Consider the following 22,865-nt stretch of genomic DNA (forward strand, 5'->3'; position numbering starts at 1 on the left):
GGTGGGGGTTGCCGACTGCAATGAACCGGCGGTCGCCGGAGCGACCCGGTAACGTCTGCAGCCGTGGTGATCGGTGCGCTGGTGCAAAAACCGCTGCGGATCGGCGCACTCGTGGTCGGCATCTCGGCCGCGGCCGCCATGGTCGTCGTCGGCTGCAGCAGCGTCACCGAGGGCTCCGCACGGGTGGACGCAGCCGAGGCGCCGGTGTACCGGGCGTCGGTGTCGGCCTCGCTCGCGGAGTCGGCGGCCAGTTCCAGCGCAAGGGAGTCGGAACGTCAGGCCTCGATCACCAAGGAGGCGATCCACTCGTCGTGCGAGACGCTGAGCTCCACCAGCGTCGAGGCGATCACCGCGGTCAACGCCTACGTCGATGCGTTCAACCGGAGCGCGGGGGATGTGCAGGCCAAGGCCGGGCCTGCAATCGACGCCCTGAATCACAGCGCCGACATGGTGGCGCGCTCCATCGCCGATCCGCTGGATCCTGAGCTCACCGATGCGCTCAACGGCTGGGTGGGCGCCGCCAGGGACGTAGCCACGGCGATCGCAGGCAACTACGGGCCCGACGAGTTCAACGCCGCGATCACCGCGCTCAACGACACCAAGACCACCGCGCTCAACCTCTGCGACGCCGCGTATTGACCAGGCGGATATTTTGGCCAACCTTGCTGCCAGTCGCGTGCGGGTGCAGTGCTTCGTGCGACGATAGGGCGCAGGACAATCGCCCAAGAGATGCCGAGCGCAACGTGCGCCCGAGCCGGCTGAAGGAGGACCGACCGTGGTCGCGGCGGATGACGCCCCGAACTACGCCCACAGACTGGGCATCCAAAAAGATCAGGTTGTACAGGAACTGGGCTGGGACGAGGACGTCGACGACGACATCCGAGCCGACATCGAGGAAGCGTGCGGCGGCGAGCTGCTCGACGAAGATGCCGACGAGGTCATCGATGTGGTGCTGCTCTGGTGGCGCGACGACGACGGGGATCTCGTGGATGCGCTGATGGACGCCATCACCCCGTTGGCCGACGACGGCGTCATCTGGGTGGTGACCCCGAAGACGGGCAAACCCGGCCACGTCCAACCGGCTGAGGTCGCCGAGTCTGCACCCACCGCCGGCCTGATGCAGACGTCGTCAGCCAACCTAGGTGACTGGATCGCCACCCGGCTGGTGCAGCCGAAGTCGAAGGCAGCGGGGAGGAGAGGGTGATCGAGGTCGGCACCGAGGCGCCCGATTTCACGCTCAAGGACCAGAACGGTCAGCCCGTCACGCTGAGCGATTTCCGGGGTGCCAAGAACGTACTGCTGGTGTTCTTTCCGCTGGCGTTCACGGGCATCTGCCAGGGTGAGCTCGACGAGATCCGGGACAAGCTGCCCCAGTACGAGAACGACGACACCGCGACGTTGGCGATCTCGGTGGGCCCGCCGCCGACCCACAAGATCTGGGCCGCCCAGAGCGGCTTCACGTTCCCCGTGCTGTCGGATTTCTGGCCCCACGGAGAGGTCGCGATGGCCTACGGGGTGTTCAACCAGGACGCGGGTATCGCCAACCGCGGCACGTTCGTCGTCGACCGCGGCGGGATCGTCCGGTTCGCCGAGATGAAGGAGCCGGGGGAGGCCCGCGATCAGGCGCTGTGGACGGACGCGCTGGCGGCGTTGCGCTCCGGTTGAGGTGATTTCTCGTCGCAGGTCATGGCCGTGTAGCTTGCCCTGCAGGGGCGCGTAGCTCAGTGGTAGAGCTCTGGTTTTACACACCAGCGGTCGGCGGTTCGATACCGTCCGCGCCCACCAGGATTAGCGCAGGTCGAGACTATATTCCACCGCTAGGGTGAACGTCGTCGGTTGCCCGTCGGGTGGCGAGTGTCCCAAGAGTGTCCCAACCGTCCCCACCGCAACCATCCGGCCACCGACGGAGGGGCTCAGGGCATCAAGTAGTCTGGTGGTAATCGAGCAACACGGGTTCGAATCCCGTCGGCTCCACTCATGGGGCCGTAGTTCAGCGGTAGAACTCTCGACTGATCGAAAGAACGAGGGGCGGTCATTGCGACCGCCCCTCGTTCTGCATCTGCCATCCGGTGGCGTCATCGGAAAAGTGACGCGCCCACCGCACGCAACTCGTCGGCCTTCACATCGGAGTAGATGGACAACGCCACTGCCGGGTCGTGGCCGTGCCAAGCGGCGACGATGTGCGGCGGGTGGCCCTGGTCGAGCATCAGCGACACCGACGTGTTGCGCAGGCCGTGCAACTTGATCCGACGCAACCCGGCGCGCGTGCGCAACCGTTGGAACTCATCGGTGTAGGACTCGGGGCGCAGCGGTTCGCCGTCCTCGCGCACGGCCACCAGACGGTCGTCGGACCACGGCACCCCGACCGCCATCGCCTCGCGTTTCTGGGCCGTCTTGAGGCTGCGCAGCGCCTCAGTCACGTCCGACGGTAGCGGCAGGTCGCGGCGGCTCCGCTTCGACTTCGGCGCACCCTCGACCGCCTCATTGCCGACGGCGACGCGGCCCCGCCGGACCGCCAACGTGCCGGTGTCGAGATCGACAGCGCTCCAACGCAGCCCGAGCACCTCGGACCGGCGCATCCCGTAGCAGGACAGCAGCCAGCACGCGAATAAGCGGTGGTTGCGCACGGCCTCGCGGAACTGGCCGACCTCGGCCAAGGTCCACGACTTCGCGGTGGGCTCGGTGCCGTCGGCGGCCTCGGCGGCATCGTCGGGGTCGGCGTCCTTCGGACGCTCCACCAACGCGATCACGTTGCGCGGCAACACACCCTGATCCACGTAACTCTGGACCACCGCGCCGAACGTGGTGAGGGTGGACCGCACCGTCTGCGGGCTCAGACCGCGTTTGGCATCGTCGGCAGCCTCGGGGGCACCGGGCGCGTAGACACCGCGCCACAGGCGGGTGACCCGCCCCGTGGCCAGCATCGCCGACAACGCCGAATGCACGTCACCGTCGGGCAGGGCGGCGACCAGTTCGGCGGCGGCGATGCCGTCGGGATGCTCGGACACCAACGCGACCACCCGGCCCGCCAGCGAGTCGGCCCGGTAGTGCTTGGGCGACGTGCGCGCCTCGGTCAGCATCCACCGGACCAGCGCATCGCCGTCGGCCTTGGTGAGCGTCTGCAATTTCTTGCCGCCGAGGTAGCGGCGCACCGGCTTGAGGTCCATCTCATACGAGTAGGTGGTGACCCGGCGGATGCCGCGACGACCGGCCAGCCACGCATCGCACGCCTCGTCAACGGTGACCGAAGTCGGGCGGTGGTAGGTGCCCGCCGCGACCTCGGATGTGATGCGACGCAACTCCTTCCGCGCCTCGGTCAGGGTCCGGTAGGTGAACCGCCGCCGGTCGCGGGTGCCGTCGGGCTTGGCCCCGAGGTCGGCGCGGAACTCGTAAGTGACGGTGCCGTTCTTGGCCACGCGGCGGCTGATCGGCTCGGCGCGCCGGGTGCGTTTGGTGGGCTGTGGGTCGGTGTCGGTGGTGGTCATGTCGATTGGTTTCCTCGGTTCGTGGTCGTGGTCGTGGTCGTGGTCGTGGTCGTGGTCGAGCTAGGTGGCGGTGGTGTCCCGCTGACGTGGCGGTGGCCGTTTCGGTAGCGGCTCGCCGTCGAACCACCCCTCTGCCTTCGCCCGTTTGAGCAGCCGGTCCACCGTCTTGGTGCTGACGTGCAACTCGGCGGCGACGGTGGGGCGCACCGGCTGACCGAGCGCCAGCGCCCGCTCGGCGATGCGCGCCGCCTGATACACGCGCGGGTCGTGGTTCTCGGGTTGCGTTTGGACCTCGGCGGTGTCGTCCACGTAGCCGATCTGACCGCCGAGTCGTTCGATCCATTGCGCGGCGGTGACGGCCAGCCTGCGCACCGAGAACGCGCGCACCGCGTCGTAGTCCACCGCTGCGCCCTCGTCGGCGGTGAGCGTCAGTTCGGTCAGGGCGGGGCCGGACCCCCGGCTCGTCGTCACCCGCACGACGTAGGTCACGGAATGCCCGACCAGACGAATCGCCACCCGCTCGTCGGGCCGGGGCGTCCGCCCGAACGGGCCGGAATGGCTGCCGGGGTTCGGGTCGGGGTCGGCGTAGTCCACCGACTCCACGTCGCCGCGTCGGGGGTGTGGTCGCGTCGTGCACATGTTGTCCAATCTACAGACTGGACATTGGACACAGCAACGGGTCGTATGGTTCACATGACTGACCACACGAACACCACACCTACCGCCGCACCGGGGCGGACAACCTGCCCCGTCGTCCGGCGCGGCCCCGTCACCGTCGATTACCTCCGCGTGCACCCAACCGTGAGTGCTGAGCAGGCGGCATTGCTGCTGGGCATCTCCAAGGCGTACGCATACGACCTCATCCACAAAGGCGAGTTGGACGCGATCCTGTTGGGGGAGAAGCGCGTTCGCGTGAAGTCCGCCAGCCTGCTGCGGCTGCTGGGCGAGGACAGCCGCGCGAAGTGAGCCTCTACGACTACCGGGCTTCCCAGCAGATCAGCGCCACCGACCCGCCGTTCTACGCGCTGATCATGGCGGCGGTGCGCAAGGCTGACACGCAGAACGCGGCCCGCCTGCGGATGGCGTTCCCCGACGTGTGCGACGAGTTCGCGGCCCGCTACGACGCCCCCGGCGGGATGCTGCCCACCGACCCCGCCGAGGGCGGTGCCCGATGACCACGCCAACGGCACCTCGGGCCACCTACACCGACCTTGGGAATCGGTGGACGTTCCGCTATCGCGGCGGCGAGAAGGTCCATCAACACGTGCCGCTGGTGCTGACGGCGGAAGTCGATTACGCGGCGTTCGAGGACGACTACCTACCTGACGAGATCAGCGCCCGCGACCTGTTCCGTGAGTGGGTGAAATACGTGCACCGCAACCAGGAGCGCAAGCGCGAGGTGGCGGACCTGGCGGCGATGCCGTTCGGCGATGACGACGAGGACGACTGGCCGTGCGCCGACGCGTTCGATGACTCGCTGTCCATCTCCTGGTTCGTGTCCTCCCCAGTGATGCGCGGCGGGAGGGTGTTCGAGGCTGCGGATCAGTGCCCGGCTCGGGCTGGGCGTGCCGCGCTGTACCCGGCGCTGCGCACTTCGACGTTCAGCACCTACTGGACGACGCCGATTCACTCGGTCACCGGCGACGAGATCGACTGGTGGCGCGTTCCCTTCGACCCTGGGCATTGGGCACGGCTGCGGCCCGGCGAACGCTGGTACACGGCCAAGGGCGCATACATCTACGAGGCGACCGGGTGGACGCCGACGCCGTTCCAGGCAACGGTGAGCCTGCGGTATCTAGCCGAGCGTGCGGGTGTCGCGCACCTCGTTGGTGCCCGATGAGCGCGCCACGACTCTTCGCGCACCCGCGCACCTGGGCCACCTACGGCGTCGGTGAGCCCGACGACCACGGTGGCTACTCCAAGGGCCGCGTTCGCCTCCAAGTGGTCGCATGGGACGCCGCCGGGCACGCGCTGGTGATGCCCGCAGGCAGCGACACGGCGATTCGCGCCAGCGCGTTCGAGTCCAGCGCGGGCCGGACCACGCTGCTACGGGTGTCGGTAGCGACCAAAAGCACCCACGCCCTGCGCATGGCCCAGCGCGGCGACGACTAGTCAGAACTGCCCGCCGACACGCCCGTGCGAGGCGGTGAGGTTCGCGGCCCGACTAACCCGAAGGGGTCGGGAAACGAACCTCCAGCCACCGGCCCGAACGCCGAAAACTCAACGGAGACAACACCGTAAACGTAGGGATAATGAGCCGGCTCGCGGCGCGCGTCTGCACACCGCCCGTCTAACGTGCGAACTACCCGCATCGCCCGAGAGGACCAGCCCATGACCATCAGCACTCCGGTGTCCAATGCCTGCGTGGAGTCCGCCGTGGCCGCGCCCATGATCGGCGTCGAGCCGCAGACCCTCAAACTGTGGCGGCGCAAGGGCGTTGGCCCGCGCTACGTGAAGTTCGGCAACCGGGTCCGGTATCGCGTGAGCGACATCGAGGCGTGGTTGGCCGACCACACCGTCACGCCGGAACCCGCAGCGGCGCAACGGGACTAACCCGCAAACGCAGTGATGCCGCACCAGCCGCGTGCTTGGCCTCGCCCGCGATGTGCCGGTGCGGCACCACTTCCAAGGACTCCCCATCGCCACGAAGTAGGAGACATGACCGAGAATACCTCCCCAACCGGCAACCGCGCCGATACCGCCGACGAGTTGCTGGCGTCGATGCCCGCCGACTTCCTCAAGGCCAGTGCCCCCGCCGGGCGGGGCGCGACCAACGGCAGCGAACCGGACACCGACGACGACGACCTCGCGCTGGCGGTGCCCGCCCGCATCGCCGCCGAGGTGCTGTGCAAAGACAAACTGACGCAGCGTGTCCGGCGTGCGTTGGGTCAACAGACCCTCTACGTCAACGTGGACGACCTGGTGACCCTCGGGCTGATGACCGACGGTCAGCGTCCGACCATCGAGGAGGCCGATGGCGCGTGCCATCGGATTCTCCGCAGCGGCCTCGACCTCTACGGGCGGGCGATGCCGTTGGACACGTTGCGCGGCATCGTTTCTGGCTACGATCCGAGCCGCCCCATCGCCCTAGCGACGTTGGCCGGGGTCGCCGAGCGTGGCCACGAATACGCCGCGCTGGCGGTCAAGAAGCTGCGGGACCGCAACACCGTCGGGCGCGCCGAGGGGCGGCGGGCCGGGCTGGCACTGTCGCTGACCGTCGCCGAGTTGTTGGAACTCGGTGCGACCGACACCGACGCTCGCGCGCTGCCCACCGCCGACGAGGGGTCGCGGGCCGCGTCGGTGCGCATCATCGAGGGTTGGAACGAGGCCGACCGCACCGAGGCGCGTCGGCCAACACAGCCCGCCGCCGCCATCACGCTGACCAAGGCATCGAAAGTAATGCGCCGCCACGCCGACTGGCTGTGGACCACCGAGGGCATGGACCCGTACCAGTGCGGCGTGACGGCGGCGATGATCCCCCTGCACGGCCTGACCACCATCGCGGGGCGCGAGCAGGCGGCGAAGTCCACGTTCTGCTGGTGGCTGGCCGCGCAGGTGACCCACGGCCTACTGCCGGGCCACTACGAGGGCCAGCCGCGCGATGTGGTCATCATGGCCAGCGAGGACTCGGAGTCGAAGATTCGGCGGCGGTTGGAGGCGGCGGGCGCGGACCTCGACCGGGTGTACCTGCCGACCAAGACGACCGCCGACGGCATCGTGCTGCCCATCTCAATCCGCGACGACCTCGACACCATCACCAACCTGTTGACCGAGATCGAGCCGGGGCTAGTCATCTTCGACCCCATCAAGGACTTCCTCGGCGACGGCATCAACACCGACCGCGAGGACGAGGTGCGTCCGGTGCTGACACCGCTACTCAAACTGACCGAGGAGTGCGGCACGGCGGTCGTCGGGCTGCACCATCTCAACAAGTCGCTCAAAGGCGACTTCCTCACCCGCCTCACGGGGTCCGGCGCGTTCAAGAACGTGTCGCGGTCGGTCATCGGCATCGCGCACGAACTGTCCACCGACCGGCGGCTGGTGCAGTTGATGAAGTCGAATGACGGCGAGTTGGCCCGCGCGGCGTTCCAGGCACGGGTGATCGGGGTGGACATCACCATCGACGGGCGCACCGAGAAGGTCGGCAAGTGGATCATGGATGGCGTCAGCCTGTCCGACCTCGACACCGTGCTGGCGGCGAAGGAGCAGGGCGGGCGCGGCGGGTCGGCGGTCGAACGGGCCAAGGACGCGCTGGCCAAGTACCTCGGCGATGCGCAGAAGCCGTCCGATGAGGTGCGGCAGGCCGTCGCCTCGCAACTCAACGTGTCGGAGGAGACGGTCAAACGGGCGTTCCGCGAGTTGGGCGGGCAGTCCACCCGCACCAAGGAGAAGCCGTCGCGGACATTGTGGTCGCTGCCCGACGCCGCCGACGACGCCGACGGCGACCAGGGCGATTGACCCACCGCACCCCGCCTCGCGGGGGTGTGCGCGCCGTTTTGACCCAACTTGGCCACCGCGCCGCATCGGCGCAGGTCACCGCCGCATTCCTAGTTGGGTCAAGCGTTGACCCAACTAGCCCAGTTGGGTCAAGTCTTGACCTAACTAGGCGAACCCCCTCTGACCTGCACAAATAGGTTGGTATTAAACGTATTCTCCTAGTTGGGTCAAGAGGTCGCGCACACCCCCGCGTGCGCGCGCGTGACGGCGGCGGTGGCACGACCGTCGGGCGGGGCGGTGGGCCGGGCGGTGGTGGCTAGCGGGGCGGTGGACCCCGACCCACAGCACGCCCGGCCGGAGGGCGGTGGGACGAATCGACAACAGCCGCAATGAGTTTCCCGTAAAGGTCGGGGACTAGAGGCGCGGCGCGTAATGGGACCACAATGGGCACATGGCACCTCGGGAGAACCGACAGGACTCCTACGCCCGTGCCGCGCGGGCGTCGGACATGCGCGCCAGCGGGGCGACGTGGCAGATGATCGCCGACCGCGAGAACTACCCGTCGGCACGGGCGGCGATGAAGGCTGTGGAGCGTCACCGCGTGCGCAACCCGCTCGGCGGCGTGGCCACGCTGCGGCACGACGCGCACGACGCCTACCGGATCACCAAGGCCACCCTGTTCGGTTGCATGGCCGACGCCCGGCGGCGCGGTGACATCGGCGAGACCGTCGCGGCAGCGCGCGCCGTCAACGACACCATCGACAAGCAGTGCAAGCTCATGGGCGTACACGTGCCCGTGGCCCAGCAGGTCGATGTGACCGTGAGCGCCGACCCGGTGGCGCTGCTCGACCAGGTGGAGGCCGCGCTGTTGGAGCGCGACCGGCAGCGACAACTCACGTCCGGCAACGTCATCGACGCGGAGGTAATCCCATGAGCACCGCCACGACCCAGGACGCCATCAAGGCGGCAACGTCGGTCGCCCGCGACATCGCCGAGGGCGCGCTGTCGCCGTCGGCGTTGGAGAGCCAGGCTGTCGCGGAGTTGCGCGAGATGGTCGGCACCGTGGTCGGGCCGGACGACCCGGCGTGGTCGCTGCAATGCGACATCGCCCGCCAGGTGCTCGCCCTCGACGGCGTGCCCGCCGACGAACTGGCCGAGTGGCTGGCCGTCGCACGGCTGCGGGCCGGTGAGGCGGTCAGCACGCCCGACCCTGCAGACACCCCACCCGAACCCGTCTCGTTGGCCAGCGTGGCGCACGGCCCCGAGACGATGCCGCCCGACGACACCGACGACGACTCCACGCCGGACACCGACGAGCCGGCAGTGGTCGCCCTGGTGCAGCCGCCACCGACATCACCCCGGCCCGATCACTACGACGCGACGGCGGCGTGGCTGGCGGGCGGCACCCGCCGGAATTGACCCCGCCGGGGCCGCTGCGTGGCGGCAGACGCCCGGCCCTGCCCGATTACCCGCCGCACGCCGGTTGGTCCGTCAGCGGGCCGCACAGCCACTATTCCGGCGGTGCTGCTGGCGGTCGCCAGGGCCGAGAATCGTTGTGCCGCAGGCAGTTCCCCGACATCGACGGGATTCTCAACCGAGGCAAGGGGGGAGTGATGGGACCGCCGTCCTTTGGGCCATTCTCGGCCCAGCGGCGGCGGCTGTGCCGCGCTGAGGGTTCGACTACTGACCCGTCATTGCAGGTAGGCGGCATATTGCGGTGAGCCACGAACCCGGCGACCGTTGGTGAAACGGGCAAACGGGTCGCCGATGTTGCCGCATAATGCCAGGTCAGGGAGTTTACGAAACACGCAGACCGCTACCAGCGGTTGTCCGGATTGCTGTAGTCGGCATAGAACACATCGCCGGGTGCAGTGATGCGCCGCCAGACCGGCGCAAAGAGTGTGTTGTTCAGTTCCGTGACGTCGGCATAGTTGGTGACGATCTCCGACAGGTCGAGTCCACGGTCGGCGCGACGCAAGCCAGTGTTGGTCAGGTTGGCCGACCCTTTGAACGCAACGAGGCCGTCAACGATGAGCAGTTTCTGGTGTGGTGCGTCATAGATGTTCTGCTCGGTGGGGATGACTTGGGCGATCAGCCCTGGTACTTCGGTTGGGTATTCGGTCAGTTCGACGCGAGTGCTGGCGTCCACGTTCGAGGCGAATCCGTAGACGGGCACCCGCATGCTGGCCATCTTCAAAGCGCCGATCAACTGGTGGCTCATCCCCCAGCTACAGAAGTGCACGAAGTACTTGGCGCGGGAAACGACCTCGAAGAACGTGCGCATCGTCGGCCAAGGGTCGGCCTTTGGCCGCTCAGCTCGACCGCGTGACTCCCGAACGATCTTGGCGAGAGTTGTCGCGTGGCTAAGGAGGTCATCGTGATCGAGCAACAGACCGTTCTTCTTGAAGTAGTCGTGCGTGCTCACGTGCCAGTCGCCGTCCGACGGGGTGCCGATCTGGACGTCGTATTTCACTGCGCACAACCGGCACGAATGCTCTGTCGGCGCATCTTTCTTGAAGTCGGTCTTGTAGGTGCGCATGAGACCTCGGCACGCCGGGCAGACATAACGCGGCGGGTTGAAGTCCAAGATTGACGTGATGTCGAAGCCAGGCACGTCATAGATCATCCTCGACCAGTCCGACACGCCCAACGAACCCTGCCCAATCATGGCCCGATTCTGCCGTCGCTTCGGCGTATTTCGCCACGTCGTAAGGCGCCACAATCCCGTATAGGTCGGGGAACTGCCTTGTGCGACAACATATTTGGGATCAGTAGCTTGCACACGCTAGTGACATACTGGCAAACGTGACCGCAACCGAGAGTGCCAGCGCCGCCCCATCCGCCCATCCACGCGACCGCAGCATGGAGTCGTGGCGCGCCCGGCTCGGCGTCCTGGCCAGCCGGGGCGAGACCGACGGCCCCCGCGTCGCCGAGGCGCGCGCCGCGCTGTCGTGGCACCGCACCAGGGCGACCATCCTCCGCGAAATGAACATCACCGAGGAACGTGCCGACTCGCTGATGGACCTCCTCGACCAGCACGCCGACGCCGACGCCGAGGCGGTGGCCCGATGACCGGCATTCAGCCCGGCGTGATGGCGCGCAACCGCACGTTCGCCGCCCTTGCCGCGCAGCATCCGCAGCCGCCGCGCCGGTACTCGCAGTCGGAACACCGCCACCGGCGGCGCACCGGGCTGAGCGTCGCCCACTACGACGGCACGTGGAGCCTGGCGCGCGAGGTCGCCGATGTCGTCAACCCACTGGCGCAGCGGATCGCCGCCGACGACCGGCCCACCCGATTCATGCGCGCGACCGCCAACGTGCCGTCGCTGGCCGAGGCGGTCCATGAGGCTGTCGGCGTCGTCGTCGGGTGGGTGGCCGAGACCGACGCCCGCCGCCGCACCGCGCACCTGGCCAACGAGCCGGGCAAGCGCAAGTACGCCATGACCACCCTCTGCGACCTCGCGCCGCGCCCGGCGTTGCCCGACATCACCGACGACATGATGGCGTCCGGCGCGTGGGCGGCGGCGGTGATCGAGATGGCCGACGGCATCGACGCGGCGTTCTCCGACCTGTTGGCGCAGTCGCACCCGCCCAACGCCCCCGCGCTGCGTGGCCAGCCTTCACGGTCGGACCTGTTGGCGCGGTTGCTGGCCCGCACCATCGACCGCGCTGCCCTGGCGTTGGAACGGCGTCTCGATCGCGACGACCACGGCCAGGGCCACCAGACCCCCGACGACCGCGCCCGCGCCGATCTGGCCGCGCTGGGCATCGACGCTTAGGAGACACCGATGACCACCGCACTGCCCGACTTCCCCGTGACCACCCACACCGCGACGCTGCCGACGCACTTCGAGGTTCCGGCGGTCAACCCGGCACCGCACGGTCTCTACCCGGCGACGTTCTGGACCGAGGAAGCCGACGGCCCGACCCGCTGGCTGGGCAGCGGCGTTGAGGTCCGTGGCGCGAACTACGGCGGTGCCGACGCCGCCGGGGTGTGGGACGCGGACTGGTGCGCACCGCCCGCCATCGACGGGCCGCGCAAGGAGGGCCAGCGTCCGCCGATCCTGGACCCGTTCGACCCGGTGACGGTGTGGGGTTACGACGAGTGCGACGTGACCGAGCCGTCGCGGGCCGAGGTCCGCGCCCGCGCTGCGCAGATCATGCGGTTGCAGGAACAGTCGATGGTGGAGCGGGAGTTCGCCGAGCGGCTGCTGACCGACGCCGCCGACAGGCCTGCGGGCATCGTCTCGGCGGTGGACCTGACCCTGGCCCTCGGCCACCTTGAGGCGGCGTTCGCCGAGACGAACACCGTCGGGTTCGTCCACGCCGGGGCGCAGTGGGCTGCGGTCGCTGCCGAGGCGCGGTTGGTGAGTCGGACGGGCACCGGCTGGACGACCCCGATGGGCCACCGCTGGGTGTTCGGCGGCGGGTACGTCGCGGGGCTGTCCGACACGCTGGTGGCCACGTCGCAGCCGTTCGGGTGGCGCAACACCGTCGCCGTCCGCGAGGCAATTGACGAGCGTCACAACACGTTTGCCGCCATCGCCGAGCGGTCGGTGGTCGTGGGTTACGAGGCTGTCGTGGCGGCAGCGACGGTGACGCCCGAGGTGACGCCGTGACGATGACCGCCGAGCGTGAGGCCGACACGGTGACCGCCACCTACGACGGGCCGCGCTGCCAGTCGTGCGGTGGGCCGTGCTGGCACTGGAAGGGCAGCGTGTGGGAGTACACCTGCACCGACTGCATCGACCGCTACCTGGACGAGTCGGCGGCGCGGTGGGCTGTCCGCGAGGCCAAAGAGGCCGAGAAACAAGCTCGGAAGAACGCACGAAAGTTGTTGCAAAGCAACGACTCAGAGCCACCGGTCATGGCGAACGGTCGGCGTTCCGACGGCGACGGCCCGGTTGTGTACCGCGCCGCCGTCGGGGCGTCGGCCACCACGCCGTAACCGCCTCCACCACCATCAGGAAGGACACCACCATGACCCGGCGCAAGCCACCGCTCACCTTGGCCACCATCACCCCGCGCGAGCGGCACCACCTCGAAACGTGCGTCCACGAAGCAGCCCACGCCGTCGCCGGTGTCGCCCTCGGTGGCCAACTGCGCAGCGCGGTGGTGTCTAACAGCCGGGTGTGGGGCGTCGAGGGTCTCGCCTCGTTCGCCGACACGCCCCACGGGCGTGACCCCGAGATCGCGTACGCCGGTCCGTGGGCACAGGCGAAGTTCCGTGCCGGTGGCCGCGACAACCGCCCGACCCAGCGGCAGGTGTTGGCGGTTCTCAACGCGGGCGGGTACAAGGACGACCGGATGCTGATCGCTTCCGGCGGCACCCATTTGGGACACTTCGTCACCCCGCTCATCGAGCGGACATGGCCCGCTGTGATGCGTGTGGCCCGGCGGCTCTACGACACCGGGGAGGCGACCCACGCCGACGTGTGCGCCGCGCTCGGCATCACCGACGGCGGCGGGCCGACCAGTTCGCAACTGGCCGGGCTGCGGGCCGGGATGCACCGCGTGCCCGCCTGACATCACCGCGCCGCCGCGCTCCGGTTGGCCTCGGACGAGCGCGGCGGCAACGGCCCCCACAACCACACGGGACGACACCTCACCAACGAGATAGAGGAGACACCGTGACCGCCCCCACCGCCACCCCGTCCGTAGACCGACGGTTTCACGACTTCTGGCTGCCCGACTACTGCCCCCGGTGCAACCCGGCGGGCCACAACGCCGACCGTTGCGTGCGCCTGGCCACCGAGACCGAGCCCGATGCCGTCACGTGGCGCGGCGGCAAGGGGGTGGTGTGCGAGTACGTCTGCGACCGCTGCGGGCACCAATGGCGTCGGTCCGACCTGTGGACCGCGCAGTGCGCCGGGTTCGTCCCCAACCAACGGAAGGCCGCATGACCACGACGACCGACCGCGTGCGCGACCCCATCGCGTCCATGTCCGCCGCCCGCGCACTGCGGGCGGCACGTGGTCGCGGCGTACCCGACACCCCGGCGGAACTGGCCCGGCGGCTGGACCCGAAGTTCGTTGTCACTCCGACTATTCGGCTGTTGTCCGACCTCGCCGTGCGGTCGGTGACAGCCTCCGATCAGCGCGACATCGTGACCACCCCGCCGCGCACCGGCAAGTCCCGGCTGCTGGCCATCTGGACGGTGGTGTGGGCGCTGATGCGCGACCCCGACCTGCAAGTGGTGCTCGTCAGCTACTCCGACGAATTGGCGCAGGCGCACAGCCGCGAGGCGCGGCAACTCATCAACGAGCACGCCGACTATCTCGGCATCCGACTGGCCCAGGACAAGACGGCGGTGGGCCGGTGGCGCGTGGAGGGCCGCGCGGGCGGGCTGCTGGCCACCGGCATCAACTCCGGCGTCACCGGGTTCGGTGCCGACCTACTCATCGTGGACGACCCGGTGAAGGACGCCGCCGAGGCCGACAGCGCCGCCCACCGCCGCCGCGTGATAAGCGAGTACCGCTCCACCCTGGCCACCCGTGTCCACCCCGGCGGGTCGGTGCTGTTGGTGATGACGCGGTGGCACGAACGCGACCTGGCCGGTGAACTACTCGACGCCGAGCCGGACGTGTGGACCCATACCAACGTGCCCGCCGTCGCCGACACGGGCGTGCCCGACGCGCTGGGCCGTGCGCCCGGTGTGGCCATGACATCCGCACTCGGGTTCACCGCCGAGCACTTCGCCGCCGCGCGCCGGACTTCCGGTGAGCGAGCCTGGTTTTCGCTCTACGAGGGCGTGCCGTCGGCACCCGAGGGCGGGCTGGTCAAACGCGAATGGCTGGACACCTGGCGGCTGCCCACCGCCCCGCTCGGCCCCGTCGCGACTGTCGTGGGCGTGGACCCGTCCGACTCGGGTTCCGGTGACGCCTGCGGCATCGTCGCGGCGTCGATGACCGCCGAGGGCGTGGTGGCCGTCATCGCCGACGTGTCCGCGCCGATGACATCGGACCAGTGGGCAAGGGCGGCGGTCGATCTGGCCGTGGACGTGGGCGCGTCGGAGATCGCGGTGGAGGGTTTCGCCGCCCGCGAGACGTACCAGCGGGTGGTGAAGGACGCGCTGCGGCGGGCCAAGCTGCCGCGCCCGGTCAAGGTGACGACGTGGCCACCGAAGGGCAGCGGGCGCGGCGGCGGCGATGCGGTGGCCCGGTCGGCGGCGCTGCTACAGGGACTCGAAACCGGCACCACCCGCATCGCCGGGCACCTGCCCGAGTTGGAGGGCGCGGCGGTGACGTGGCAGGCCGGGCAGCACCAACCGGACAGCCTCGCCGCCGTGGTCGTCGCCCACGACGTGCTGGTGCATTCCGCCGGGCATCACGTGCACTTCGTCTCGCCGCTCGATGTCGAGCGCCGTGCCCGCGAGGGCAAGGTGCCGCCGCCCCCGGCGTGGATGACGCGCCGTGTGGGTGGCCGGTGACCGGCTGCACCGCCGCGCACACCGTCGGCCCGGCGGGCTGCGGGGCGCTGGCCAGAGCGGGCCGGTCGAGGCTGCGCGCGGACCTCACGACCCCCACCGCGCCATCGGTGCCCGGCGGATGCGACTGCGCCCGATGCTGCCCGCCGCCGTTGGACGACATCGAGGCGCAACGGGCGCTGCGGCACGTGGCCAACCGGGACGCGGTGGCCTACGCGCGGGGCGAGTTGTCGCTGGTCAGCCTGCACGGGTGCGACGACTGCGGGGGATGGGTGCCGACCTTCACGGAGACGACACCGTAGGTGGCTTGGGCACTCAGTCCCAACGAAACAACTGACGGTAGAGCGCCTCGGTGGGATGCGGCTCCGGCGGTCGATACCCGGTGTCAGTGACCTTGCCCAATAGGTCGATGGCGTTGGGTGCGTTGACCGGCTTCGTGCACATGACGAGATGCGTGAACAGGTCGATGTATTCCAGACTGGCTCTGAACAATTCGACGGCGGTGGTGGCGACCTCGGCCACAGTTGTCGGCTGACCGAAGATGGCGTTCGGCGGCGTGGCCCGCCACACCCCGAGTCGGTCTACCAGTTCCTGGGTCAACTCGACGTCGGTCTGACCGAGGTCGATGGCGATGGCCTGGCTGTTGCCGTAGGTCCGATTGGTGAACGACCCAGTGGGCAGGACGGCATCGTGGATGCGGTTGCGGAGTTGGGAGCAGGCGAATGCGAACCGCTGCAATTCGCGCAACCGGGTGAGTTGTGGCGCGCCGGGGTAGTGCGGGTCCACGTATGTATCCAGCGTCTTGGCCGAGGACAACGACTTGCGCAAGTCTCTACCCGAGTTCGGGTCGAGCCAGCGCACGAACGCACGCCCGTACCCGTCGAACACCGCTATGAGATAGAGCATTTCGCGGTCGAATGCCTCGCTGACAAACTCGATGGTGTCCGTTGTGGGGGCGGCGTCGTGGCCGTTGGTCCGGCTCAGTGCTGCGATCACCTCATCGAGTGCCCGAGCGGCGCGGCGGATTCGTGTCCGTATGGTGTCGATCTCGGCGAGGGCGCGAATGTCCCCGAGTTGTGCGGCGACGAGGCGGAACATGTCGAGCCACCCGACGAGGCTGGCCAGCCCGATGTCGTACACCTCCTTGATAGAGGGGGGTTCCATCTTCTCGGTGACATTGCCGAAGGTCGCGCTGTACCGATATTCGGCGACGGTCCGGTTTCCAGTCATCCGCAGGTAGTGGCCGAACACGGGGTGCAAGTCGTCGGGGGTGACCGAGGTGACGATGTCGTTGTCGCCCACGTCGGCCCGACCCACCGTCGGCGCGTTCGAGACCACCACGTCGGTGCCGAGCCCGTACCCGGCGGACGCGAGCACCGCCCCGCGTATGCGGTCATCGTTGCTTAGATCGGTCGCCGTCGTGTTTTGCGCATCGAGTAGGGCGTAGATGTCGAAGAAGTGGCACTTGCGCCAACCTCGCCGCTCCTCACCGCGCATGGTCGAGACGCTGAACTCCACCGAATCGAGGAAGCGACCCGCGCTCTGCGGGTCGGTGTAGTGGATGACGTAGTGCTCCTCGACTTCGCACGCCTCCATCCAGGCGGTGGCCAGCGCGGTGTCGTCATCCTCGAACACCATCAACATCGGGGTGACGACATCGCGACGGAGAACGTGCACCAAGTCCTCGTAGTCCGCTGGCTGCGGTCCCAGCGTGCGCAGGTCTAGCCCGACGACGAGTGGCCGTGTCGCGGGGGTGATCGGGAACAACGGCTGGTGCTCCTTAGCGACCGCACGGGCGTACCGGACGAACTTCGCGTGGGGGCCGTCCGACGGAATCGTGAGAGCGGTCGGGGCGGCGTTCGGTGAGGCCATGCTCACGATTCTGGCGTGAGCCTCCGACACTTCCCGGCATGTCGCTGCTCAGTACCGCAGGCGTGTCGAACACTCGTTCGCGGATGTCCCAAGAGTGTCCCAAGACGGGACGAAATGTGGTGGACACCCCGGCATCGGGTGGACACGGCGACCGGGCCTGACCTGGACATACTGGACACCGTGGAACGCATGTTCATTTCCTCCGGTCCCTTTACACACCAGCGGTCGGCGGTTCGATACCGTCCGCGCCCACCACGTTTGAAATACCATCGGATCACCAGCAGGTTCCTTCGGCGGAACGAGAGATCCATATCTGACACCGCGTTTCAGATGGTGGCGATCGGCCTGTACTTCGCCGTGATGCTCGCGATCGGCTTCTACGCATTTCGCCGAACCAGCGACCTCGACGACTACATGCTCGGCGGGCGCAGGCTCACCCCGACCGTCGCGGCGCTGTCGGCCGGCGCCTCTGACATGTCCGGATGGCTGCTCCTCGGCGTGCCCGGCGCGATCTACGCCTCCGGCCTGCTCGAGTCGTGGATTGTTATCGGGCTGGTGATCGGCGCCTGGCTCAATTGGAAGTTCGTCGCCCCGCGGCTCCGGGCGTACACCGAGATCGCCAACAACTCGATCACAGTGCCGAGCTTCTTCGAGAACCGGCTGCGTGACAAGTCGCATGTCCTGCGCATCTCGGCAGGCACGATCATCCTGGTCTTCTTCACGTTCTACGTGTCGTCCGGCATGGTCGCGGGCGGCGTGTTCTTCGAGTCGTCGTTCGGCTCGTCGTATCTGACGGGCATGTTGCTGGTCGCCGGAGTCACCCTGTGCTACACGCTATTCGGCGGCTTCCTGGGTGCCTCGCTCACTGACGTCGCGCAGGGGCTGCTGATGCTCGCGGCGCTCGTCACAATCCCCGTAGCCGCAATACTTGCCACCGGCGGGCCCGGCGAGGTGGTCGATCTGGTACGCGCCGCCGACGCCGTCCACAACGCCGATAATCCCGGTGACGAAATCCACCGCACGTCACTGTTCTTCGGCGGAAGTTTCCTCGCCATCGTGTCGGCGGCGGCCTGGGGACTCGGTTACTTCGGGCAACCCCACATCATCGTCCGGTTCATGGCGATGCGCTCGTCGGCCGATGCGAAGGCCGGTCGTCGTATCGGCATCAGCTGGATGATTCTCACGTCCGCGGGGGCGATCACCACCGGCTTCGTCGGCCTGGCGTACTTCTTCCGTGAGGGCGTGACGCTGGAAAATCCCGAGACCGTCTTCTTGCGCCTCGCGCAGGTGATGTTTCACCCGTTCGTCGCCGGTGTCGTCCTCGCCGCGGTGCTGGCGGCCATCATGTCGACGATCTCCTCTCAGCTCATCGTGTGCTCGTCGGCGCTGGTCGAAGACATCTACCGGGCATTCGGCAAAGAGGCCAGTCCGACGAGGCTGGTCACCTACGGTCGGCTCGGGGTGTTGACCGTCGCGGTGGTGGCGGTCCTGTTGGCGCTCAACCCCGATGGGACGATCCTCGACCTCGTCGGATTCGCGTGGGCAGGTTTCGGCGCCGCGTTCGGTCCCCTGATCATCCTGTCGCTGTTCTGGCGCAGGCTCACCTCGCCCGGGGCGATCGCCGGCATGATCGCCGGTGCCGTGGTGGTCGGCGTCTGGGGCCAGACCGAGGCGCTGTCGAGCGCGATGTACGAGATCGTTCCCGGCTTCGTCGCGTGTTTCACCGTCGCGGTCGCCGTATCGCTGATGACGGCCCGCGAGGACGACGAGATTCAGTCCGAATTCTCCGAGATGGCCGAGAAGGCGCACGAGACCGCGGCGCCAGCCTGAAGCGAATAGGGCATGGTGCCGCCGGCTTTGTTCACACGACTCGTCTGCCGCGACGTGCCCGGGCCCGCATATCCCATAGGTACAGCCGGTAGCCGAGAATCCACACGTCGCGCGGGATGATGCGGTCGGCGACACGCAGCGCGGTCAGCAGCGCCTCGAACCGGCGCTGCTGGCGCCCCGACCACGGCAGCCGCATGTGCTCACGAAACTCATGCGGCAGGAACCCCGTCGTGGCGAACAGGTTGAACCGGCCGGCGAGCAGCCGCAGCGGAGCGGGCAGGAACGCCATCGCGGCCACCCCGTGCAAGTGTTCGCGCACGGGTTCGTCGATGCGCAGTTCGTCCAGTGAGCGCTTCCAGTACTCGTCGAACGCGGCGCGATCCGGCGGCCACATGTCCTCGCGGACCTGCAGCGTGGTGCCGAGTTTTCTGGCGTCGAGATAGATCGCGTCGGCCGCCTCGTCGTCGAGCGGTCCGTACAGGAACTCGTGCTGGTCGATGTAGTAGCGATACAGGCAGGCGGCCACCCATAGCTGCAGCCGGGGGTCAAACGCCTTGTACGACACCGGGCTTGACGGGGTGGACCGCACCATCGCGTGCACGCGGTCGACCTCTTCGCGGATCAACCGGCGGTCGCTCTCGGTGCCCATAGTCGCCACCGCGAGGTAGGTCCCGGTCGTGCGCGCGCGTTTGAACGGGTGCTTGTAGACGTTGCCGCTGTCGACCGGGCTCTCCAGCACGCCGTAACCGACGGCGGGCGAGGCCAGCTGCATGATCACGTTGGCCGCCGGCGCCAGCGCTGCAGCCGGATTGAGCAAGTCGACGACGCGTCTCGGCCGACGCGGGGGCCCGAACCTCATGCATCCGAGTAGATCACCTTGTGAGACGCTCGCGAAGTGTTTGCGCCGACCTCAGGCCCGCGTGTGGTGGGGATCGCAGCCGGTTGTGTCGCGGATTCGTTGTTCGCCGACCCTCGGCGCGGACATCCCGTGGCGCTGTTCGGCAGCGCGGCAGCCGCATTGGAGGGTCGCAGTTACGCCGACACCCGCGCGGCGGGCGTTGTGCACACGGCCACCCTGCTCGGCGCGCTGGCACTGCTCGGGACGGCGGCGCACAGAACAGCGCTGCGCCGAGGTGCCGCAGCGGGCACGGTCACCACGGCCGCGACGGTGTTCGTCGCGCTGGGTGGAACGTCGCTGGCCCGCGCCGGAGACCAGATGGCTCGGCACCTGGACCGCGGTGACACCGACAGTGCCCGCCAACTACTGCCGTCGTTGTGCGGGCGCGACCCCTCGGTGCTCGACGAGGCCGGCCTCATCCGCGCGGCGCTGGAGTCGGTGGCGGAGAACACCTCCGACGCCCACGTGGCGCCGCTGCTGTGGACCGCCCTCGGGGGCGTGCCCGCGGTGCTGGTGTACCGCGGTGCGAACACGTTGGACGCGATGATCGGTCACCGCTCGCCGCGCTATTTGCGCTTCGGTTGGGCGGCAGCGCGTTTCGACGATCTGCTGAATCATCTCGCCGCCCGCGCGACCGCGGTGCTGGTGGCCGCATGTGCCCCCGTGGTCGGCGGCTCTCCCGTCGCGGCGCTGCGCGCGTGGAAGCGTGACGCCGGCCGCCATCCCAGTCCGAACGCAGGCGTGGTGGAGGCCGCATTCGCGGGCGCGTTGGGGGTGCGGCTCGGCGGCCCCACTCAGTACGGGCACGAACTGGAGATCCGGCCGACGCTCGGCGACGGCCCGCCGCCACAGGTGGCCGACCTGCGCAGGGCTGTGCGGCTGTCGCGGGCGGTCCAACTGGTCGCCGCCGGGGTGGCGATCGTGCTCAGCGCCGTCGGCCGTACCGGTCGGCGAGCTTCTCCTCGGTCGTGAGCGGAGCCTCGGGCTTCGCCTGCGCGGCCTCCCGAGCGGCCTTCTCCCGTCTGCGCTCGCGCAGTTCGGCATAGATGAAGTAGCCCAGCCCGATTGGCGCGATGATGCCGAACGCGATCCACTGAATGCCGTAGGACAGGAACGGTCCGGCGTCGAGATGCGGCAGCGGGATCGCGCCCAGTCCGCCCGGCTGATCGGCCTCCAGCTGCAGATAGGAACCGGCCAGCGGGACACCCGTGAGCGCCGAGATCTGCCCGGTGTTGATCGAGTACACCTGCTGGATGCCGTCCTGTCGGAACGGCTCCTTGCCTTGCACCAGCCCCTCGGAGTCGCGCAACCGCGCGGTGATCGTCACCGCGCCGTCCGGCACCGGTTCGATCTCCGGCACCCCCGAAGCCTGTACCGGCCGCACGTATCCACGGTTGACGAGCACCGTCGGCCCGCCGTCCACGGCGAACGGAACCAGCACCTCGAACGCGGGTTCGCCCTCGACGATCCGCAGCCGCGCGAGCACCTGAGCCTCGGGTAGATAGCGTCCGGTCGCGGTGACCCGCCGCCACTGGTCGTCCGGGGCTGCCGACTCCTGGTTCGGCAGAAGCGAGGTCACGGGGACCGGCTCGGCGGTCAAGGAGTTCGCGATCTGCGCGTTCTCCCGCGAGGTCTTGGTGTTCTTGCCCAGCTGCCAAGGCGCCAGCACGGTGAAACACAGGTACGCGAACGCGGCCACGACGACAAACAGCGCCAGCCATGACGGCCGCAGCAGGAAGGACCACCGGCGCATCAGCTGGCGATTCCCCGGTCGGCAAGCTGGTCGTCGACCCACTCGTGCAGACCCGGCAGCGACGCTTCGATGACCGTGTACACGTCCTCGAAGTCGGAGTGATCGCCGTAGTAGGGGTCCTCGACGTCCAGTGCGTGAGCACCCGAACGCGGGTCGAACGAGCGCAGCATCCGGATCCGTTCGGCGGGCACACCGAGATCCTTGAGCATCCGAACGTGGTTGCGGCCGAGTGCGATCACCAGGTCGGCGGACATGTGGTCCTCGTTGACCTGGGCGGCTCGGTGGGCGGTCGGATAGCCGTGCTCGCGCAGGACGTGGCTGGCCCGGCGGTCCGCGGGCTCGCCGGCGTGCCAACCGCCGGTGCCGGCGCTGGTCACGCGGACCGCGTCACCCAGGCCGCGCTCGTCGATCTGATGGGCGAACATCTTCTCCGCCATCGGCGATCGGCAGATGTTGCCCGAGCAGATGAACGTCACGTGCAGGGGTTCAGACACCAAGCACCTCACGCAGGTCTGCGACCGAGGCGACGTGCGCGGCGGCGGCAACGGCGGCGGGTCCGTCGAAATCGTCCTTGCCGTAGCCCCATCCGACGACCACGGTCTCGATACCGTGCGCGGCGGCGCCTTCGACGTCATGCGACCGGTCGCCGACCATCAGTGTGCGCTCGGGTATCTCGCCCAGCTGGGCCAATGCGTGGGCGACGACGTCGACCTTGTGTGCGCGCGAACCGTCAACGCTTGCGCCCGCGATGACCTCGAAGCAGTCGGCCAGGCCGAAGTGGGCGAGGATCCGCTGCGCGGTCGGCTCGGCCTTCGAGGTGGCCACCGCCAGGCGCACGCCGGCCGCGCGCAGATCGGCCAGCAGCGCGGGGATGCCGTCGAAGACACAGTTCATCGCCCACCCTCGGGTCCGGTAATCGGTGCGGTATGCCTCGATGGCGTCGTCGGTGCGGTCGCCGAGCCCGAGGCCCCGCAGCGTGTGGTGCATCGGCGGGCCGATGATCATGCTGGCCAGGTCTCCGTCGGGCACCACGGCGCCGACCGACCCCAGGGCATGGCGAAAACTCGAGACGATGCCCTGCGCCGAATCGGTCAGGGTGCCGTCGAGGTCGAAGATCACCAGTTGGGGGCGGGTCGCCGTAGTCGTGGAGGCCAGCATCTCGGT

General features: G+C 68.7%; 29 protein-coding genes and 1 tRNA gene. 22 read left to right on the plus strand and 8 right to left on the minus strand.

Going from position 1 to position 22,865, the window contains the following annotated elements; all coding sequences use genetic code 11:
* The first annotated feature begins 138 nt into the window (after positions 1-138).
* The 4 genes from CEX87_RS18025 to CEX87_RS18040 all read left to right on the plus strand — a co-directional run bounded on the left by CEX87_RS18025 (position 139) and on the right by CEX87_RS18040 (position 1,785).
* Positions 139-639, plus strand: a complete 501-nt coding sequence (locus CEX87_RS18025; protein WP_064394204.1) for a hypothetical protein — start codon at positions 139-141, stop codon at positions 637-639.
* Positions 640-775: 136 nt separating this feature from the next.
* Complete coding sequence (locus tag CEX87_RS18030) at positions 776-1,204, plus strand: DUF3052 domain-containing protein (RefSeq protein WP_064347257.1); 429 nt, start codon at positions 776-778, stop codon at positions 1,202-1,204.
* Complete coding sequence (locus tag CEX87_RS18035) at positions 1,201-1,665, plus strand: peroxiredoxin (protein WP_064394085.1); 465 nt, start codon at positions 1,201-1,203, stop codon at positions 1,663-1,665. Before CEX87_RS18030 ends, CEX87_RS18035 begins: the two co-directional genes overlap by 4 nt.
* A gap of 45 nt (positions 1,666-1,710) precedes the next feature.
* Positions 1,711-1,785 (plus strand) — tRNA-Val (locus CEX87_RS18040).
* A 290-nt stretch (positions 1,786-2,075) separates the two neighbouring features.
* Here the strand turns inward: CEX87_RS18040 and CEX87_RS18045 are convergent.
* Together CEX87_RS18045 and CEX87_RS18050 are read right to left on the minus strand one after the other, a co-directional pair.
* On the minus strand, positions 2,076-3,485 hold the full coding sequence (locus CEX87_RS18045) for a site-specific integrase (RefSeq protein WP_094288403.1): 1,410 nt from the start codon (positions 3,483-3,485) through the stop codon (positions 2,076-2,078).
* A 60-nt stretch (positions 3,486-3,545) separates the two neighbouring features.
* Positions 3,546-4,124, minus strand: a complete 579-nt coding sequence (locus tag CEX87_RS18050) for a hypothetical protein (RefSeq protein ID WP_142301106.1) — start codon at positions 4,122-4,124, stop codon at positions 3,546-3,548.
* A 54-nt stretch (positions 4,125-4,178) separates the two neighbouring features.
* Between CEX87_RS18050 and CEX87_RS18055 the strand changes: the two genes are divergently transcribed.
* From CEX87_RS18055 to CEX87_RS18090, 8 genes are all read left to right on the plus strand, one after another.
* Positions 4,179-4,451 (plus strand): helix-turn-helix domain-containing protein, encoded by a 273-nt coding sequence (locus CEX87_RS18055; RefSeq protein WP_094288470.1) that lies wholly within the window; start codon positions 4,179-4,181, stop codon positions 4,449-4,451.
* The gene (locus CEX87_RS18060) at positions 4,448-4,660 is read left to right on the plus strand and encodes a hypothetical protein (RefSeq protein WP_094288407.1); all 213 of its coding nucleotides are present in this window, start codon (positions 4,448-4,450) and stop codon (positions 4,658-4,660) included. Before CEX87_RS18055 ends, CEX87_RS18060 begins: the two co-directional genes overlap by 4 nt.
* Complete coding sequence (locus CEX87_RS18065) at positions 4,657-5,325, plus strand: hypothetical protein (protein WP_094288409.1); 669 nt, start codon at positions 4,657-4,659, stop codon at positions 5,323-5,325. The genes CEX87_RS18060 and CEX87_RS18065 overlap by 4 nt, the downstream gene beginning before the upstream one ends.
* Positions 5,322-5,597, plus strand: a complete 276-nt coding sequence (locus CEX87_RS18070) for a hypothetical protein (protein WP_094288411.1) — start codon at positions 5,322-5,324, stop codon at positions 5,595-5,597. Before CEX87_RS18065 ends, CEX87_RS18070 begins: the two co-directional genes overlap by 4 nt.
* A 219-nt stretch (positions 5,598-5,816) precedes the next feature.
* Positions 5,817-6,038, plus strand: coding sequence for a helix-turn-helix transcriptional regulator (locus CEX87_RS18075; RefSeq protein ID WP_094288413.1), 222 nt, complete (start codon positions 5,817-5,819; stop codon positions 6,036-6,038).
* Positions 6,039-6,143: 105 nt separating this feature from the next.
* Positions 6,144-7,943: an AAA family ATPase gene (locus CEX87_RS18080; RefSeq protein ID WP_094288415.1), complete on the plus strand. Its 1,800-nt coding sequence runs from the start codon at positions 6,144-6,146 to the stop codon at positions 7,941-7,943.
* Between the two features lie 430 nt (positions 7,944-8,373).
* On the plus strand, positions 8,374-8,856 hold the full coding sequence (locus CEX87_RS18085; RefSeq protein ID WP_094288417.1) for a hypothetical protein: 483 nt from the start codon (positions 8,374-8,376) through the stop codon (positions 8,854-8,856).
* A complete protein-coding gene (locus tag CEX87_RS18090; RefSeq protein WP_094288419.1) occupies positions 8,853-9,341 on the plus strand; it encodes a flagellar hook-length control protein in 489 nt (162 codons plus the stop codon). Before CEX87_RS18085 ends, CEX87_RS18090 begins: the two co-directional genes overlap by 4 nt.
* Positions 9,342-9,738: 397 nt before the next feature.
* Here CEX87_RS18090 and CEX87_RS18095 read toward each other — a convergent pair whose 3' ends face one another.
* Positions 9,739-10,572 carry a phospholipase D-like domain-containing protein gene (locus tag CEX87_RS18095; protein WP_158220782.1) on the minus strand — a complete coding sequence of 278 codons (834 nt, stop codon included), beginning with the start codon at positions 10,570-10,572 and terminating at the stop codon, positions 9,739-9,741.
* A gap of 155 nt (positions 10,573-10,727) precedes the next feature.
* On the opposite strand from CEX87_RS18095, the gene CEX87_RS18100 reads away from it, so the two are divergent.
* From CEX87_RS18100 to CEX87_RS18135, 8 genes are all read left to right on the plus strand, one after another.
* Positions 10,728-10,994: a hypothetical protein gene (locus tag CEX87_RS18100; RefSeq protein ID WP_094288423.1), complete on the plus strand. Its 267-nt coding sequence runs from the start codon at positions 10,728-10,730 to the stop codon at positions 10,992-10,994.
* Positions 10,991-11,701 carry a hypothetical protein gene (locus tag CEX87_RS18105; RefSeq protein ID WP_094288424.1) on the plus strand — a complete coding sequence of 237 codons (711 nt, stop codon included), beginning with the start codon at positions 10,991-10,993 and terminating at the stop codon, positions 11,699-11,701. The genes CEX87_RS18100 and CEX87_RS18105 overlap by 4 nt, the downstream gene beginning before the upstream one ends.
* Positions 11,702-11,710: 9 nt before the next feature.
* Positions 11,711-12,541, plus strand: coding sequence for a hypothetical protein (locus tag CEX87_RS18110; protein WP_094288426.1), 831 nt, complete (start codon positions 11,711-11,713; stop codon positions 12,539-12,541).
* Between the two features lie 2 nt (positions 12,542-12,543).
* A complete protein-coding gene (locus CEX87_RS18115) occupies positions 12,544-12,870 on the plus strand; it encodes a hypothetical protein (protein WP_094288428.1) in 327 nt (108 codons plus the stop codon).
* Positions 12,871-12,902: 32 nt separating this feature from the next.
* Entirely contained in the window at positions 12,903-13,448 is a 546-nt protein-coding gene (locus tag CEX87_RS18120; protein WP_094288430.1) for a hypothetical protein, read from the plus strand.
* Between the two features lie 104 nt (positions 13,449-13,552).
* Positions 13,553-13,825, plus strand: a complete 273-nt coding sequence (locus CEX87_RS18125) for a hypothetical protein (protein ID WP_094288432.1) — start codon at positions 13,553-13,555, stop codon at positions 13,823-13,825.
* On the plus strand, positions 13,822-15,351 hold the full coding sequence (locus CEX87_RS18130) for a terminase large subunit domain-containing protein (protein ID WP_094288434.1): 1,530 nt from the start codon (positions 13,822-13,824) through the stop codon (positions 15,349-15,351). Before CEX87_RS18125 ends, CEX87_RS18130 begins: the two co-directional genes overlap by 4 nt.
* Positions 15,348-15,650, plus strand: coding sequence for a hypothetical protein (locus CEX87_RS18135; protein WP_094288435.1), 303 nt, complete (start codon positions 15,348-15,350; stop codon positions 15,648-15,650). Before CEX87_RS18130 ends, CEX87_RS18135 begins: the two co-directional genes overlap by 4 nt.
* 13 nt (positions 15,651-15,663) lie before the next feature.
* Here the strand turns inward: CEX87_RS18135 and CEX87_RS18140 are convergent, their stop codons facing one another.
* Positions 15,664-17,220 carry a hypothetical protein gene (locus tag CEX87_RS18140; protein WP_142301108.1) on the minus strand — a complete coding sequence of 519 codons (1,557 nt, stop codon included), beginning with the start codon at positions 17,218-17,220 and terminating at the stop codon, positions 15,664-15,666.
* Between the two features lie 309 nt (positions 17,221-17,529).
* Here CEX87_RS18140 and putP point away from each other — a divergent pair, with 309 nt between their 5' ends.
* The gene (gene putP / locus CEX87_RS18145) at positions 17,530-19,050 is read left to right on the plus strand and encodes a sodium/proline symporter PutP (protein WP_064425745.1); all 1,521 of its coding nucleotides are present in this window, start codon (positions 17,530-17,532) and stop codon (positions 19,048-19,050) included.
* A gap of 31 nt (positions 19,051-19,081) precedes the next feature.
* On the opposite strand, the gene CEX87_RS18150 is transcribed toward putP, so the two are convergent.
* Positions 19,082-19,909, minus strand: coding sequence for an oxygenase MpaB family protein (locus CEX87_RS18150; protein WP_094288439.1), 828 nt, complete (start codon positions 19,907-19,909; stop codon positions 19,082-19,084).
* Between the two features lie 36 nt (positions 19,910-19,945).
* Here CEX87_RS18150 and CEX87_RS18155 point away from each other — a divergent pair, with 36 nt between their 5' ends.
* A complete protein-coding gene (locus CEX87_RS18155; protein WP_094288441.1) occupies positions 19,946-20,920 on the plus strand; it encodes a cobalamin biosynthesis protein in 975 nt (324 codons plus the stop codon).
* Here CEX87_RS18155 and CEX87_RS18160 read toward each other — a convergent pair.
* The 3 genes from CEX87_RS18160 to CEX87_RS18170 are packed head-to-tail and all read right to left on the minus strand — an operon-like array spanning position 20,874 to position 22,859.
* The gene (locus CEX87_RS18160; RefSeq protein ID WP_094288443.1) at positions 20,874-21,701 is read right to left on the minus strand and encodes an SURF1 family cytochrome oxidase biogenesis protein; all 828 of its coding nucleotides are present in this window, start codon (positions 21,699-21,701) and stop codon (positions 20,874-20,876) included. The genes CEX87_RS18155 and CEX87_RS18160 overlap by 47 nt on opposite strands.
* Entirely contained in the window at positions 21,701-22,195 is a 495-nt protein-coding gene (locus CEX87_RS18165; RefSeq protein WP_064394081.1) for a low molecular weight protein-tyrosine-phosphatase, read from the minus strand. Before CEX87_RS18165 ends, CEX87_RS18160 begins: the two co-directional genes overlap by 1 nt.
* Entirely contained in the window at positions 22,188-22,859 is a 672-nt protein-coding gene (locus tag CEX87_RS18170; RefSeq protein WP_094288472.1) for an HAD-IA family hydrolase, read from the minus strand. Before CEX87_RS18170 ends, CEX87_RS18165 begins: the two co-directional genes overlap by 8 nt.
* Positions 22,860-22,865: the final 6 nt, after the last annotated feature.

It is taken from the genome of Mycobacterium lehmannii, assembly GCF_002245535.1.
GTDB classification, from domain to species: Bacteria; Actinomycetota; Actinomycetes; order Mycobacteriales; family Mycobacteriaceae; genus Mycobacterium; species Mycobacterium lehmannii.

What these genes read in the sequence shown, in the direction of transcription:
- CEX87_RS18140 (WP_142301108.1), bottom strand. Translation starts at nt 17,220, where the DNA reads ATGGCCTCACCGAACGCCGCCCCGACCGCTCTCACGATTCCGTCGGAC.
- CEX87_RS18055 (WP_094288470.1), top strand. Translation starts at nt 4,179, where the DNA reads ATGACTGACCACACGAACACCACACCTACCGCCGCACCGGGGCGGACA.
- CEX87_RS18170 (WP_094288472.1), bottom strand. Translation starts at nt 22,859, where the DNA reads ATGCTGGCCTCCACGACTACGGCGACCCGCCCCCAACTGGTGATCTTC.
- CEX87_RS18050 (WP_142301106.1), bottom strand. Translation starts at nt 4,124, where the DNA reads ATGTGCACGACGCGACCACACCCCCGACGCGGCGACGTGGAGTCGGTG.
- CEX87_RS18160 (WP_094288443.1), bottom strand. Translation starts at nt 21,701, where the DNA reads ATGCGCCGGTGGTCCTTCCTGCTGCGGCCGTCATGGCTGGCGCTGTTT.
- CEX87_RS18115 (WP_094288428.1), top strand. Translation starts at nt 12,544, where the DNA reads ATGACCGCCGAGCGTGAGGCCGACACGGTGACCGCCACCTACGACGGG.
- CEX87_RS18110 (WP_094288426.1), top strand. Translation starts at nt 11,711, where the DNA reads ATGACCACCGCACTGCCCGACTTCCCCGTGACCACCCACACCGCGACG.
- CEX87_RS18025 (WP_064394204.1), top strand. Translation starts at nt 139, where the DNA reads ATGGTCGTCGTCGGCTGCAGCAGCGTCACCGAGGGCTCCGCACGGGTG.
- CEX87_RS18075 (WP_094288413.1), top strand. Translation starts at nt 5,817, where the DNA reads ATGACCATCAGCACTCCGGTGTCCAATGCCTGCGTGGAGTCCGCCGTG.
- CEX87_RS18070 (WP_094288411.1), top strand. Translation starts at nt 5,322, where the DNA reads ATGAGCGCGCCACGACTCTTCGCGCACCCGCGCACCTGGGCCACCTAC.
- CEX87_RS18105 (WP_094288424.1), top strand. Translation starts at nt 10,991, where the DNA reads ATGACCGGCATTCAGCCCGGCGTGATGGCGCGCAACCGCACGTTCGCC.
- CEX87_RS18045 (WP_094288403.1), bottom strand. Translation starts at nt 3,485, where the DNA reads ATGACCACCACCGACACCGACCCACAGCCCACCAAACGCACCCGGCGC.
- CEX87_RS18065 (WP_094288409.1), top strand. Translation starts at nt 4,657, where the DNA reads ATGACCACGCCAACGGCACCTCGGGCCACCTACACCGACCTTGGGAAT.
- CEX87_RS18120 (WP_094288430.1), top strand. Translation starts at nt 12,903, where the DNA reads ATGACCCGGCGCAAGCCACCGCTCACCTTGGCCACCATCACCCCGCGC.
- CEX87_RS18090 (WP_094288419.1), top strand. Translation starts at nt 8,853, where the DNA reads ATGAGCACCGCCACGACCCAGGACGCCATCAAGGCGGCAACGTCGGTC.
- CEX87_RS18080 (WP_094288415.1), top strand. Translation starts at nt 6,144, where the DNA reads ATGACCGAGAATACCTCCCCAACCGGCAACCGCGCCGATACCGCCGAC.
- CEX87_RS18150 (WP_094288439.1), bottom strand. Translation starts at nt 19,909, where the DNA reads ATGAGGTTCGGGCCCCCGCGTCGGCCGAGACGCGTCGTCGACTTGCTC.
- CEX87_RS18085 (WP_094288417.1), top strand. Translation starts at nt 8,374, where the DNA reads ATGGCACCTCGGGAGAACCGACAGGACTCCTACGCCCGTGCCGCGCGG.
- CEX87_RS18130 (WP_094288434.1), top strand. Translation starts at nt 13,822, where the DNA reads ATGACCACGACGACCGACCGCGTGCGCGACCCCATCGCGTCCATGTCC.